Below are 14,261 nucleotides of genomic sequence, written 5' to 3'. Positions count from 1 at the left end.
TTGACGCTTACCCCGGCTTCTTGCGTTCACCGCCGGTGAACGTGAAAGTCTTCTTATATGGGATAGCTGCCGCGGAAGCCGCAGAATCGTATCCCCAATGATTTGTCTATGTAAGACCACCCTAACTTTTGGTTTCCCTCTCAATGCTTACGCCTATATGGCGTAAGCATCTTTTTTTGGCAAAACCCAATTCTAATAAAACAAAGTATAATGGTATCTATAGGTTTGCAGCATACGGACGAGCGTGGGGTGGAGGCAGAGAAATGAAATATATATGGTTATGGGCGGTCTATATTTTCCTTTTTACGGCGGCTGCTATCGGTCTGGAGATCCTGGAAGGAAACAAGATAACAACCACGGAATATTACGGGCTGCGTAACATGGGCAGCATCTTCGTGATGTTCTGCTTGCTCAGCAGCATTGCCCTGTACGTGGTTACTTTCCTGCCGTTAACGCTGCTGCTTACGAGGTTCGTAAAGCTATTGCCGGCAAGAATCATCCTATATTCCATTGCCGGAGGGATAGTCGGAATATGGGTGTTCGATCAATTTTATGATTTGGGCGACGAGTACTACGTAAAGGGGTATGGGCTTAACGTGAATAGCGCCCTTATTCTGTTTGGGCTGGCAGGATTCGTATACGCGGTAACGGATACGTATTTGGGGAGTAAAAAGAAATAAAACCTCCCGGGCGTCATCGCGAAGGATGCGCGGGGAGGTAATTTGGCGCTTATTCGCTTAATTGCTCCCACTGCTCATAAGCAGCATTAAGCGCCGTGCGTTTTTCTTCCGTTTTAGCTTGAATCTCTTGAATGGCCATATAGTCGTTAAAGATAGCCGGATCGGTCAGTTGGACCTCGAACTCGGCAATTTGTTCCTCCAGCGAGGCGATATCCTGCTCCAGCTGCTCCAGCTTGCGAAGGCGGCTCCGTTCTTCCCGTTTGGCTTGCTTATCCATCTCGTAGGAAGTCGGAGCTTCGGCAGCAGGCTGATTGGATTTGCTGGCCAGCTTTGCCGCTGCTTCAAGTCGGGCTTCCTCTTGCTCGGCTTTCTTCTCGATCATGTCATCATAATTTCCTAGGAAATGCTCGGTTCCTGTCGGAGTCAGTTCGACAATGCGTTCCGCCATTTTGTTAAGGAAATAACGGTCATGGGAGATAAAGAGCAAGGTCCCTTCGTAATCGAGCAGCGCGGATTCAAGCACCTCTTTGCTGAACAGGTCCAGATGGTTGGTAGGTTCGTCCAGGATAAGGACGTTTGCCTGCTCGAGCATCAATTTGGCAAGAGAGACGCGCGCTTTTTCGCCGCCGCTGAGGGAGGAAATACGCTTCAGGACATCCTCGCCGCTAAACAGGAAATTGCCAAGCACGGTACGAACGCGGGCTTCCTCCATATGCGGATAAGTGCCCCATACTTCTTCGAGCACCGTATTGGACGGAGTCAGCCCGGTCTGCTCCTGGTCATAGTACCCAAGCTTGACGTTGGAGCCCCAACGGACGGTGCCTGTCTGAGGCTGTCTTTGTCCAACCAGAACTTTTAACAGCGTTGACTTGCCAATCCCGTTTGGTCCGATCAGGGCAACCGTTTCACTGCGGGACAGCTTAAAGGATACATGTTGGAACAGCTGGCGGTCCTTCTCCGGGAACTTGACGGACAGGTCGGCCACGTCCAGAACGTCCTTGCCCGTCTGGCGCTCGATCTCGAAGGTAAAGCGGGCTTTCTTCAAGTCGCCAAGCGGCTTGTCGAGCACATCCATTTTCTCGAGCGCTTTACGCCGGCTTTGTGCCCGCTTGGTTGTGGAAGCACGGACGATATTGCGCTGAATGAACTGCTCCATCTTGGCGATTTCTTCCTGCTGCTTCTCGTACTGCTTCATGTCGGCCTCGTATTCGGCAGCCTTCAGCTCTATGTACCGGCTGTAGTTGCCCGTGTAGCGTCTGGCTGCATGCCGTTCGATCTCGACGATGGTTGTAACAAGCGCATCAAGGAAGTAACGGTCATGGGAGACAACCAGAATGGCGCCGGAATAGCTGCGGAGATAACCCTCGAGCCAAGTCAGCGTAGGAATGTCCAGATAGTTGGTGGGCTCGTCGAGCATGAGAAGATCCGGTGCCTGCAGCAGAATGCGGGCAAGCGCAAGACGGGTCTTCTGACCGCCGCTTAAAGTACTGATCAGCGTGTCCGGCGGAAAGCTGCCGAAGCCCATTCCGTGAAGGACGCTGTTAATGCGGGTGTTGATCTCGAAGCCGCCTTGCTCGCGGAACCAGTCGGACTTGCGGGAATAACGGTTGAGGACATCCTCGTAACGCTTCGAATCGTCGTGAAGAGCCGGATCGGCGATTTGCCGCTCCAGCTCGCGAAGCTCTTGTTCGGCTTCGATCAGATGGGAGAAAACGGCGCGCATTTCCTCTATAATCGTGCGGTTCGATTGAAGGCCGCTGTTCTGGGCGAGATAGCCGATCCGTGTTTCCTTGGCTTTATGAATGGCGCCGGAGTCGTAAGAAAGCTCCCCGGCAATAATCTTGAGCAATGTCGATTTGCCGGCGCCGTTAACGCCTACAAGCCCTACCCGTTCGCGCTCCAGCACTTGCATCGATATATCGGATAAGATGACGTCTATGCCATAATTTTTACTGATATTGGATAATTGAAGCAGCATGAATAATACCTCCAACAAATAATGACAGGCTTTTCCGTTCCATTATATATTACCAGTCGCCATTGGCGAAAGTTGCATAACAATGGTAAACTACATTTAAACAAACAGCATGTGTGGGAAGGCTGAATCGGGAAGCGATGAATGAACAGTCAAACGGGATGCCGCTAGATAAAGCGGCGCTGCGAAAGGCAATCACAATGCTGCGTGACGGGATTCCCCTTGAAGAGCGTATCATCCGTTCGGAGGCGGCATGCCGGCATTTAGCGGCTTGGATGACGGAACATGGAGTGACAAGCTTTATGTGTTATGTGCCATTCCGTTCCGAACTGAATACCCGTTCGTTGATTGAGTGGGGCTGGAAGACAGGAGCGGAGGTTATTGTTCCGAAATGTGATCCGGCGAACCGGTCAATGACTTTGCATAAACTTGACAGTTGGAGCAGTCTTAAGGCGGGAGCCTACGGCATTCTGGAGCCTGACCCGGATAGGTGTCCGGCTCTGCCGGATTCCTATGTTCCCGGACTCGTCGCTGCGCCGGGAATCGCTTTTGACCGAAAAGGCGGGCGTCTCGGCTACGGTGGCGGATATTACGACCGTTATGCGGAGCGACTGGGTCGTGATCGGGCGGATGTGGCTTGGCTTGGCATCGCGTTCGAGGATCAGCTGGTAGACGATATTCCAATGCAGGCCCATGACAGGCGAATGGACGGAATTGTAACGGAGCTTTCAGCAAGAGTTTGGGGTGACGGTTAATGGAATTAACGCATTTTAACGAGCAAGGCCGGGCGCGGATGGTTGACGTCAGCGATAAGGAAGTAACGGCGAGAACGGCAACCGCGCGTACGCAGGTGAAGATGAACCCGGGTACCCTGGCCCGCATTAAGGAAGGCAGCATCGGCAAAGGGGATGTGCTGGCCGTGTCGCAGGTAGCTGCGATTATGGCCGCGAAGAAAACATCGGATTGGATTCCGATGTGCCATCCGCTTCCTCTTACAGGCGTAAACGTTACCTTCGGGGATAACGGACAAGATGAGCTGTACATTGAAGCAACGGTCAAGACAACCGGTAAGACAGGCGTGGAGATGGAAGCTCTAACAGCTGTTTCTGCCGCCGCGCTTACCGTGTATGATATGTGCAAGGCGCTGCAGAAGGATATGGTCATCGGTCCCACGTACCTGCTTGAGAAGACCGGGGGCAAAAACGGAGACTATCGAATTTGACAACCCATGAACGGATAAGGGATGGGAGGAATAATAGATGCGGTGGAAAGTAGCGATATTGACGGCAAGTGACAAAGGCTCGCGCGGGGAACGCGAAGATACAAGCGCACAGGTGATCCGCGAGCTGGTAGAAGAGGAATTGGGCGGAGAGATTGTCGATTACCGGATCGTGCCTGACGAGCAGGACGAGATTATCGCGGCAATTATTGAGATGACGGAATATTATCAGGCGGATCTGGTGTTAACGACTGGCGGAACGGGGCTCGCCCCAAGGGATGTCACTCCGGAGGCAACTCTTAAGGTGGTTGACCGTCTTGTGCCGGGTATTGCGGAAGCAATGCGGATTGGAGCGCTGCAAAAGACCCGACGGGCTATGCTGTCCCGCGGAGTATGCGGTATTCGCGGACAATCCCTTATTATCAACCTGCCGGGCAGTCCAAAAGGCGTGCACGAGAGCTTGATGGCCATTATGGACCAGCTGCCCCATGCACTTGAGATTATTTCCGGAACTCACGGTGATCACGAATGAGCGGAACGGAAACGATACTGAAGGAAGTTCCGGTTCGGGATGCGGTAGGCCTCAGGCTTGCCCATGATCTTACGCAGATCATTCCCGGACAGTTCAAAGGACGTTTGTTCAAGAAAGGCCATGTCATCACGGCAGCGGATATTCCAAGCCTGCTGGACATCGGCAAGGAGCATATTTATATTATGGAGCTGGGCGAGAGCGAGCTTCATGAGGATGACGCCGCCATGCGGATGGCGAAGGCGCTTGCCGGAGAAGGAATTGCGCTGTCCGATCCTCATGAAGGCAAAGTCAGCTTGAAGGCCTCCGCGCAAGGTCTTGCGGTAGTAGACCAGACTCTTGTGGAAGCGATTAATGAGCTCGGAGAGATCGCCTTGGCGACCGTGAAGACCAATAGCGTCGTACAGGAAGGGCGGGCTCTCGCTGCGACCAGAGCGATTCCTCTTACCGTGCCTAAAGCAAAGGTTCGAGAGGTGGAAAGACTGGCAGCGGAATATACAGCCGCCAATCAAGGAGAGGCCCCTCTTCGGGTTATTCCTTTCCGCAAGCTGCGCGCGGGACTTCTGACGACCGGCGGAGAAGTGTTTTCCGGCCGTATTCAGGATAAGTTTGGTCCGGCCGTCCGTTCCAAGCTGGAAGCGTTTGGCTCGGAAGTGGCCGAGCAGCGTTTCGCTCCGGACGACCGACAAATAATTGTCAAGGAAATACACTATTTGCTAGAGCAACGTTATGATATGATACTAGTGACCGGCGGAATGTCGGTTGATCCTGATGACCGGACACCAGGCGCGATTAAAGCGTCCGGGGCGGATATTGTCAGCTACGGCACGCCGATGCTGCCGGGCTCGATGCTGCTTATGGGTTATTTGAACGGCGTGCCGATTTTGGGATTGCCGGGCTGCGTCATGCATGATCCGTATACTTCCTTCGATGTACTGCTGCCTCGTATATTAGCTGGTCAGACTATCGTGAGAGAAGACATTGTCCGTATGGGATATGGCGGTTTGAACAACGGTTAGTGTAGTACATAAGCGTATAACGATGAGGAGGAAGATCGAGGATGTCGGGAATTGGCGCAACAGGATTTATTTTGCTTGCAATTGTCGCTTTGCTGCTGTTTGGACCAAACAAGCTGCCTGAGCTGGGACGCGCATTTGGACGCACGCTGAAGGAGTTTAAAGCGGGCGCAAGAGATATTATGGACGATGAGAAGGATAACAAACGGGTTGAAGTGAACCGTACGGAAAATATCGAAGTGGATAATAAGCGGCTTCCGGACTAACCGGGCCCGCTTTTTTGCTGAAAGGGGGCTAAAAAGATGAGTACATCACAAAACAATGCTTCCGGACAGAGCTTTGACCGGGCCCGAATTCGCGAAGAGGGCTTGATGCCGCTGTTTGAACATCTTGGCGAGCTGCGGAAGCGGATTATTTATACGCTGATCGTCATCGTTGCAGGCCTTATTATCGGACTCGTTATTGCTGAACCGGCCTATAACTTCCTCATGGAGCAGGAGCCGGCCAAAGGCTTGCAGCTGCACGCGTTCTCCTTGTGGGACGGCATCGGCATTTATATGAAATTTGCCTTTGTTATCGCCCTATTGCTTGCTATTCCGTTCACCGCCTATCAGCTCTGGGCTTTCGTGAAGCCCGCGCTTAAGCCAAACGAACAACGGGCAACGATTAAATACATACCGTTTGCGCTTTTGATGTTCCTGGTGGGACTGGCGTTCTCGTATTTTGTCGTGTTCCCGTTGGCCTTTCATTTCACGCGAAAAATTTCGGCGAATCTTAATCTGGAAGAAACGATTGGGATTACGCAATATTTTTCCTTTATGTTTAATATTTTGATACCGATTTCACTATTGTTCGAGCTGCCCTTGGTTATTATGTTTCTGACCGCAATCCGGATTCTTAATCCGGTAAGGCTCCGCAAGATGAGACGGATTGCCTATTTCTTAATGATCTTAATAGGGGTAGTCGTGACACCGCCGGATTTCGTATCCGACAGCTTGGTTGCGATCCCTCTCATCATTCTTTATGAGATAAGCGTGCTGCTATCCGGAACGGTATACAAGAAGCAGCTTGCCGCTGCCGCGAAACGCGAAGCGGAGTGGGCAGCAGGGCAATAAGCCTTCGTACAGCAAAAAGACCTTGGGGATTGGATTTCCGTTCCCAAGGTCTTTTTGTTGCTGTACATCCTTCGGATTAATAACTAAGGGCATTATCTTTGTATAGCTCGCGCCCGGCCAACAAAGCGGCAAAAGTCTCGCGGCTTGAGGAAGCGGCGGTCTTGCGTCCGGAGGCAACCCGTTCGCCCGGGCCAACGACGGCGACTTGCTCCGCCTGAGGGGCACCGATAACCGCTCCGTCCTCGATAACGGCGTTTTCCCCGATAATCGCCTTATGAATACGGACATTGCGACCGATCCGTGCACCCGGCATAATGATGCTCTCGTATATAAGGCTGCCTTTGCCAACATCGGCACCGTCGCTGATAACGGATCGCTGCGCAATACCTTCCATCCGGCAATTGTCATGAACAATGCTGTCCCGCTGCACGGACCGGTTTCGGAGATGAGGACGCAATGAGCTTGGGCGCTTTTGGCTGCTGCCATAGAGAGGCCAATGCGGCTCGGAAAGGCGCAGCGTGCCGTCGATCAGCTCCATATGCGCTTCCCACAAGCTGTCGACCGTGCCGACATCCCGCCAGTAGCCTTCGTAAGGATAAGCCGTCAGGCTCGCACCGTCCTGCAGCAGCATAGGAATAATATCTTTGCCGAAGTCATGGCTGGAAGCAGGATTGCCGGCGTCTTTCAGCAGCACCTCCTTCAGCTTGTCGGTACGGAACATATAAATGCCCATGGATGCCAGGTTGCTCCTTGGACGGGAAGGCTTCTCCTCGAATTCAACTACGCCGTAATCCTCGTTCGTGTTCAAAATGCCAAAGCGGCTTGCTTCATGCCAAGGGACGCGTTTTACCGCAATGGTAGCGGCAGCTCCGCTTTTGACATGCTCCTCCAGCATCGGCCGGTAATCCATTTGATAGATATGGTCGCCGGAGAGAATGAGAACATGCTCCGGATCATGCTGCTCGATATAGCTTAGATTGCGATAGATGGCATCAGCTGTCCCTGTATAACATCCGTTCGGAGATGCAGCGGAAGCGGGCAAGAGCGCAATCTCGCCCAGATGCTTGGGCTGAACGCCGTTCAGCCATGCCTCTCCTCCTCCGATATGACGGTGAACGGTGTCCGCGCAAAATTGGGTCAGCACGCCAATCCGCCGAATACCCGAATTCATGCAATTGCTAAGCGGGAAATCAATCATCCGGTACTGATCCCCGAAGGGGACAACAGGCTTGGCCAGCGCCGTTGTAAGTGGTGCAAGCCGTTTGCCTTCGCCGCCTGCCAATAACATCGCCATACAATTCATCTGTTTCATTCTATATTCCTCCAAGCTTTCTCGTATTAGGATGGTATAATCGAAAGTGTCCTTGTAACATCTGCTTACACCGGAACTTCCGTCTTTGAAACAGCTGTTTCTATAAAGCTATTAGCGGGTATTAAACTTTCTGGAATGTGTTTTTTGGCTTACGAAGCAAGAATTGCCGCCAGAAGCATGCGTCAATTCTTTAAGCAAATCCTTACGAAGCAAGAATTGCCGCCAGAAGCATGCGTCAATTCTTTTTAGGAGGTTGGAAATATTGAAACGAAGCATCAAGCTAAGCGCAGACGATATTTATCAATTTCACGAAGGAACATGGCTGAACAGCTATCGGAAGATGGGCGCGCACTTAACGGTGGAAAAAGGGCGCAGCGGCGTTCGGTTCACGGTATGGGCACCAAACGCAAATCGTCTTGCCGTCGCTTCGGACCGAAATAGCTGGGACGGGTTCAGGGAAGCCGGCTATGAGCTGGAGAGAATCGGGGATTCCGGTATATGGAGCGGGTTTATCGAGGGCTTTGGCGATGGAAATTTGTATAAATACGATATAGAGACGAAAGCGGGAGGCAGACAGCTGAAGGCCGATCCGTATGCGTTCAAGGCTGAAGTGAGGCCCCGCACAGCCTCGGTCATCTGTTCATTGGAAGGTTATGAATGGCAGGATAAGAGCTGGCTTCGCGGACGCAAGCCGCTGTTTGGCCAGCCGTTAAATATTTACGAGGTGCATGCCGGTACATGGCGGCAGCATCAGGATGGCCGGCTGTATACGTATGAAGAGCTGGCGGAGGAGCTGCCCGCCTATGCGGCGGAGATGGGATACACCCATATCGAGCTGATGCCCTTGGCCGAGCATCCGTACGACCGTTCCTGGGGATACCAGGGCACGGGCTATTTTGCCGCTACAAGCCGGTACGGGGAACCGCAGAAGCTGATGGCTTTCGTAGACCGGTGCCACAGCCTGGGGCTTGGCGTTATTTTGGATTGGGTACCCGGGCATTTCGCGAAGGATGCGCATGGACTGCGTCTTTTTGACGGCAGCCCGCTATTCGAGAATGCGGATCCGCTGATTGCCGAGAAGGAGCAGTGGGGAACCCTTGCCTTTGATTACGAGAAGCCGGAGGTATGCGGATTCCTGATCTCGAACGCGTTGTTCTGGCTGGACGTTTACCATATCGACGGTTTTCGGGTAGACGCGATTACAAGCATGCTGCTCCGTAACTTCGATCGTCCGGACGGGCGTTGGCGGCCCAACCGGCATGGCGGCAAGGAGGACTTGGAGGCGGCAGCCTTTTTGCGGAAGCTCAATACGGTGGTGAGGGCGCATTTTCCTCATGCGCTTATGATGGCGGAGGAGTCGCATGCTTATCCGGGCGTAACGGTTCCTCCGGAGCAAGGCGGGCTTGGCTTTACCCATAAATGGAATATGGGCTGGATGAACGATACGCTGAAGTATTTTGCGCATCCGCCCGAAGAAAGAGGCAAACATCATGGCCTGCTGACGTTCCCGATCTGGTATGCCTTCGACGAGAGATATACGCTGCCGCTGTCCCATGATGAGGTGGTGCACGGGAAGAAGTCCCTGCTGGATAAAATGCCGGGCAGCTACGAGGAGAAGTTCTCGGGTCTGCGGCTGCTGCTTGGTTACATGATGACCCACCCCGGGAAGAAGCTGCTGTTTATGGGCGGCGAATTCGGCCAGTTTATCGAATGGCGCGACGAGGCGGAGCTGGACTGGCTGCTCCTCGAATATGAGCAGCACCGCAAGCTGCAGGATTTTGTCCGCACATTAAACCGTTTGTATATAGAGCAGCGTTCATTGTGGCAGCTGGATTCCTCGCCGAAAGGCTTCGAGTGGATCGATTTTCAGGATGAGGGGCAAAGCGTCATCGTATACAGGCGAAAAGGCAGGGCAAACGGGGAGTCGCTGATCATCCTCTGCAACTTTCATTCGCATGCCCATGCGCGGTACCGGATAGGCGTTCCGAGCCAAGGAGGCTATAAAATATTGCTGAACAGCGACAGCGCCGCTTACGGCGGCTCCGCATTCATGGAGCTTGCCGCCGCCGAAGGAACGGTCGTCCGCTCGGAGCCGATTGTCTGGCATGGGCGCAAGCATAGCATCGAGCTTCCGCTTCCGCCGCTTTCAGTCGTCGTATTGAAGCGCGAGAAGGAATCGCGGGCCGCCGTGCGCATGGAGCATGAGCCGCAAACCCTGCATAAGGAGCTTGCTCTCCCGGTACCGGGCAGCAAGCGCAGAAGCCGGCAGAGGGAACGGATTGCAAAGGTATAAGAGTCAAGAGCCAAAGGGGAGAGGGAGCTTGAAGGTATTGTTCGTGGGGGCGGAATGCGCCCCGTTTCTGAAGACTGGCGGGCTAGGCGATGTGCTTGGCGCGCTGCCGGCCGCACTTAAACCGTTAGGAGCGGAAGCGCGCGTCATGCTGCCGCTTTATACCTCCATTCCGGAGCGTTACCGCTCGCGGATGAAGACCATTGCGGAGATTCGGGTATCGGTCGGCTGGCGGTATGCGTATTGCGGAATTAGAGAGCTGGAGCATGACGGCATTATTTATTATTTTTTCGACAATGAGCAGTATTTCAAAAGAGGCTCCGCTTACGGGCATGACGACGACGGGGAGCGATTCGCCTTCCTTTGCCGGGCCGCGCTGGAGGCCCTTCCCGCAATCGGGTACTGGCCGGATCTCATCCACGGCCATGACTGGCACACCGGGATGATCCCGGCGCTGCTGCGCCATCACTACAGCTGGCGCCGGGAATACGCGGGCATTAAGACCGTATTCACCATTCATAACCTGCAATACCAGGGCAATTATCCGCCTCATGCATTGGGCGATTTGTTTGGTCTGCCGCCGCATTATTTGACGTATGACCATGTGGAGTTTTACGGAGCGGTCAGCTTTATGAAGGCCGGCATTCAGCTGTCCGACCGGGTTACGACCGTAAGCCCGTCATACGCTTGGGAGATTACGACGCCGGAATACGGCTGCGGCATGGAAGGCACGCTGCGAAGCCGGGGGGACAGCCTGGTTGGCATCGTAAACGGAATTGACGACGTTTTGTACAATCCGGCATCCGATTCGCAGCTGCAGGCCCGTTATTCGGCGGATTCCCCGGAGGCCAAGCTGGTCTGCAAAACCGCTCTCCAGTGGGAGCTTGGCCTGCGCGAGGATGTTGAAGTTCCGCTTATCGGCATGGTGGGCCGGCTGACGGACCAGAAGGGGCTTCCGCTGGTGCTGGAGCAGCTGGACGAGCTGATGCACAGCGAGAACGTCCAGCTTGCCCTGCTTGGAACGGGCGATCCGCATATGGAGCATCTGTTCCGCGAAGCCGAGTTGCGTCACAAAGGAAGGGTCGTCTCCTACATTGGCTTTGACGACGGTCTCGCCCGCCGGATCTATGCCGGTTCGGATTTGTTTCTCATGCCGTCGCAATTCGAGCCTTGCGGAATCAGCCAGCTGCTTGCTTTGCGTTACGGCAGCCTGCCTATTGTCCGCGAGACTGGTGGCTTGCGCGATACGGTGCACAGCTATAATGAATACACCGGGGAGGGTAACGGCTTTTCTTTTGCCCCCTATAACAGCTGGGACATGCTCTATACGGTGCGAAGGGCCTTAGGGCTCTGGAAGGACCAGGAGATTCGCGAAAAGCTGCTGACCCGCGCTTTGCGGGGCGATTACAGCTGGAGCCGTTCGGCGCAGCAATATAAGGAGCTGTATGAAACGCTTTTGCCATGACTAAAAAGGGGTGCCGGACGAATCCGGCACCCCTTTGCATTTATTCGATTTTACGCCAAACAATCCGGTAGCCGTTAGGCTCGAGCCCGATAACAAGCTTGCCGTCAGGGTTGTCAATCGGCTCATCGGTTAAGGCATCGCGCCATCCGCCCTCGTTCATCGGATGAGACAGCTCGGCCGGCTCGTCCGACCGGTTCATCCAAATCGTAAAATGCTCCTTGCCGTCCAGCCGCTCGTAAATAAGCGAGCCGCTGTCTTCATCGGCTAATAGAACGCGGAAACGGCCGCTGCGAAGGGCGGCGCGCTCCTTCCTAAGCGAGATGAGCAGCTTGTAGAAATCAAACAGCTCCCGGTTCTGATCCTCTTCGTTCCACGCCATGCATCTGCGGCAATCCGGATCCTCTCCACCCTCCATGCCAAATTCATCGCCGTAATAGACGCAGGGCAGACCCATGGAGGTCATCATATAAACAACCGCTTGCTTAACCCGGCTCGTATCACCGCCGCAACGCGTCATAACGCGCGGAATATCGTGGCTCGACAGCAGGTTGAACAAGGTCTCGTTCGTCTGCTGCGGATACCGCATGAGCAGCCGGTTCATGTTTTCCGCGAATCGGGCCGGCGAGATGGAACGGTCGGCGAAAAAGCTAAGCACCAGCTCCGTAAACGGATAGTTCATGACGGAATCGAACTGGTCGCCCAGGAGCCAGCGCAGCGAATCGCTCCATACTTCCCCGATAATAAACGCTTCCTTATTAGCTTCCTTAATGGCTGCGCGGAAATCACGCCAGAAGTGATGGTCGATTTCGTTCGCCACATCCAGCCGCCACCCGTCGATTTCCGTTTCTTTCATCCAGTGCACGGCGGTTTCGATCAGATACCTTTTCACATCCGGATTGGCCGTATTCAGCTTTGGCATATTGCCGTAGAAGCCGAAGGTATCATAGTTCGGTATGCCGTCCCGAACCTCTACGGGGAAGCCGTTCAGATGAAACCAGTCTTTGTATTCAGAACGCTCTCCCTTCTCCAGCACATCCTGGAAAGGCGGAAACTGTTCGCTCGCATGGTTAAACACGGCGTCCAGCACCACGCGAATGCCATGGTCGTGACAAACCTGAACAAGCTTCTTCAGGAGCTCCTTGTCCCCAAAGTGGGGATCCACCTGCCGGTAATCGGTGGTATCGTATTTATGATTGGAAGGCGAACGGAAAACCGGAGTCAAATAAACGGCGTTAACGCCCAGCTCGTTCAAATGCCCGATGCGGTTTATAATTCCCTGCAGATCCCCTCCGAAAAAGGATTGGCCTTCCGGCTGTTCTCCCCAAGGGATTGTACCTTCCGGGTCGTTCGTCGTGTCCCCATTCTCGAAGCGATCGGGCAGGATCTGATAAAAGACCGCTTCCTTGGCCCATTCCGGAGCTTCAAACAGATCGATGGGATGAATGTAATGCGCTTCGAAATAACCGCCTGCGGGCGCAGGCTCCTCCTCCGAGAAGCCGTCCTCGGTCAGCCAGATCGTTTCCTCTCCGCTATGAAGCCGGAAGCCATAGCTGAATCGTTTGAATTCAGGCCGGATAACGGCCTCCCAATAATCATGAAGGCCATCCGCCGCGATGAGATCCATTTCGACTTCCTGGCAATGATGGTCCCAGTCATATTTATCTCCCGCAATGGCGACAACCCGCTCGACATCGTTACGTTTGGTTTTGATGCGCAGATGGAACGTTTCCGGATCGTAGGCATACGACCATCTGTGGCTGGGGGAATGATAGATGCTTTCTCTTTGCAAAACGGGTCATCTCCTTTTCTCTATAGCTCCATTCAACCTGGTTTAGCCGCGCAGCAGCGATTCTGCCCCGTCGATATAGACCGAAGTCCCCGTAATGTGACTTGCTTCGTCGGAAGCGAGAAACAGCACGAGATTCGCAACCTGCGCGGGCTGCCCGGGCCCATCCTCAAGCGGCTGGCCGCCTTCCGGGAATTCAACCGGGATCCGAATTTCCTCGAGCTCCGGCTTGGGCTTGGTGGATTGATCAATGTTTGTCGAGATGGCCCCCGGACAAATAGCATTGACGCGGATCCCGTATTCCGCCAGCTCCAGAGCTGCCATACGCGTAAAAGCGGTCTGGCCGGCCTTCGAGCTGCTGTAGGCGCTGAAGCCGAAATTCGAGAACACGCGATTGCCGTTGATGGAGCTCGTTATAATGATGCTGCCGCCTTTTTCCTTCAGAAGCGGGACCGCGTGCTTGACGGTCAGGAACGTCCCGGTCAGATTGACGTTGATCGTAGCCTCCCATTCATCCTTGCTCATGTGCTCGATGGGGGATATTGTGCCGTTAATGCCTGCGTTGGCAAAAACGATATCCAGCTGCCCAAAAGCGGAGATCGCCTTTTCGTAAGCTTCCGCCATGGAATGGTCGTCGGAAATATCGGCTTCGACGGCGATGGATTTGGCTCCAAACGCTTCGGCCTCGCGGCAGACAACGGCAAGCGTCTGCCGATTGCGGTCTAGAAGCACGAGATTCGCTCCTTCTTCCGCGAACCGGATCGCGGCTGCCCGTCCGATACCGGAACCGGCACCGGTAATGAGGGCTACTTTTCCTTCAATGCGTCTAGCTGTCGAATTACGGGACATGGTACATCTCTCCTTTTTGGCTTTT

At 53.9% G+C, this 14,261-nt stretch carries 13 protein-coding genes; 9 read left to right on the top strand and 4 right to left on the bottom strand.

Going from position 1 to position 14,261, the window contains the following annotated elements; translation table 11 throughout:
* The first annotated feature begins 263 nt into the window (after positions 1 to 263).
* Positions 264 to 680, top strand: a complete 417-nt coding sequence (locus FHT67_RS26975) for a hypothetical protein (protein ID WP_132312276.1) — start codon at positions 264 to 266, stop codon at positions 678 to 680.
* Positions 681 to 729: 49 nt separating this feature from the next.
* Here FHT67_RS26975 and FHT67_RS26970 read toward each other — a convergent pair whose 3' ends face one another.
* Entirely contained in the window at positions 730 to 2,658 is a 1,929-nt protein-coding gene (locus FHT67_RS26970; RefSeq protein ID WP_167201933.1) for an ABC-F family ATP-binding cassette domain-containing protein, read from the bottom strand.
* Between the two features lie 137 nt (positions 2,659 to 2,795).
* Here FHT67_RS26970 and FHT67_RS26965 point away from each other — a divergent pair, with 137 nt between their 5' ends.
* Genes FHT67_RS26965 through tatC form a run of 6 tightly spaced genes read left to right on the top strand, consistent with a single transcriptional unit; the run spans position 2,796 to position 6,534 of the window.
* Positions 2,796 to 3,410 carry a 5-formyltetrahydrofolate cyclo-ligase gene (locus FHT67_RS26965; RefSeq protein ID WP_167201932.1) on the top strand — a complete coding sequence of 205 codons (615 nt, stop codon included), beginning with the start codon at positions 2,796 to 2,798 and terminating at the stop codon, positions 3,408 to 3,410.
* Entirely contained in the window at positions 3,410 to 3,877 is a 468-nt protein-coding gene (gene moaC / locus FHT67_RS26960) for a cyclic pyranopterin monophosphate synthase MoaC (RefSeq protein ID WP_132312270.1), read from the top strand. Before FHT67_RS26965 ends, moaC begins: the two co-directional genes overlap by 1 nt.
* Before the next feature lie 37 nt (positions 3,878 to 3,914).
* Positions 3,915 to 4,406 (top strand): MogA/MoaB family molybdenum cofactor biosynthesis protein, encoded by a 492-nt coding sequence (locus FHT67_RS26955; protein WP_132312268.1) that lies wholly within the window; start codon positions 3,915 to 3,917, stop codon positions 4,404 to 4,406.
* On the top strand, positions 4,403 to 5,422 hold the full coding sequence (locus tag FHT67_RS26950; protein WP_167201931.1) for a molybdopterin-binding protein: 1,020 nt from the start codon (positions 4,403 to 4,405) through the stop codon (positions 5,420 to 5,422). Before FHT67_RS26955 ends, FHT67_RS26950 begins: the two co-directional genes overlap by 4 nt.
* Positions 5,423 to 5,463: 41 nt before the next feature.
* Entirely contained in the window at positions 5,464 to 5,685 is a 222-nt protein-coding gene (locus tag FHT67_RS26945) for a twin-arginine translocase TatA/TatE family subunit (protein WP_132312264.1), read from the top strand.
* A 36-nt stretch (positions 5,686 to 5,721) separates the two neighbouring features.
* The gene (gene tatC, locus FHT67_RS26940) at positions 5,722 to 6,534 is read left to right on the top strand and encodes a twin-arginine translocase subunit TatC (RefSeq protein WP_243867510.1); all 813 of its coding nucleotides are present in this window, start codon (positions 5,722 to 5,724) and stop codon (positions 6,532 to 6,534) included.
* Between the two features lie 76 nt (positions 6,535 to 6,610).
* Here the strand turns inward: tatC and FHT67_RS26935 are convergent, their stop codons facing one another.
* Complete coding sequence (locus FHT67_RS26935; protein WP_167201930.1) at positions 6,611 to 7,846, bottom strand: sugar phosphate nucleotidyltransferase; 1,236 nt, start codon at positions 7,844 to 7,846, stop codon at positions 6,611 to 6,613.
* A 262-nt stretch (positions 7,847 to 8,108) separates the two neighbouring features.
* On the opposite strand from FHT67_RS26935, the gene glgB reads away from it, so the two are divergent.
* Positions 8,109 to 10,139, top strand: coding sequence for a 1,4-alpha-glucan branching protein GlgB (gene glgB / locus FHT67_RS26930; protein WP_208403614.1), 2,031 nt, complete (start codon positions 8,109 to 8,111; stop codon positions 10,137 to 10,139).
* A gap of 28 nt (positions 10,140 to 10,167) precedes the next feature.
* On the top strand, positions 10,168 to 11,601 hold the full coding sequence (glgA, locus tag FHT67_RS26925; RefSeq protein ID WP_167201929.1) for a glycogen synthase GlgA: 1,434 nt from the start codon (positions 10,168 to 10,170) through the stop codon (positions 11,599 to 11,601).
* A 40-nt stretch (positions 11,602 to 11,641) separates the two neighbouring features.
* On the opposite strand, the gene FHT67_RS26920 is transcribed toward glgA, so the two are convergent.
* Positions 11,642 to 13,390: an alpha-glycosidase gene (locus tag FHT67_RS26920; RefSeq protein ID WP_167201928.1), complete on the bottom strand. Its 1,749-nt coding sequence runs from the start codon at positions 13,388 to 13,390 to the stop codon at positions 11,642 to 11,644.
* Between the two features lie 42 nt (positions 13,391 to 13,432).
* Complete coding sequence (locus tag FHT67_RS26915) at positions 13,433 to 14,236, bottom strand: SDR family oxidoreductase (protein ID WP_167201927.1); 804 nt, start codon at positions 14,234 to 14,236, stop codon at positions 13,433 to 13,435.
* Positions 14,237 to 14,261 lie beyond the last annotated feature (25 nt).

Source organism: Paenibacillus sp. BK720 (assembly GCF_011761545.1).
Lineage (GTDB): Bacteria > Bacillota > Bacilli > Paenibacillales > Paenibacillaceae > Pristimantibacillus.
This window is presented reverse-complemented; position numbering and strand designations above follow the sequence as displayed.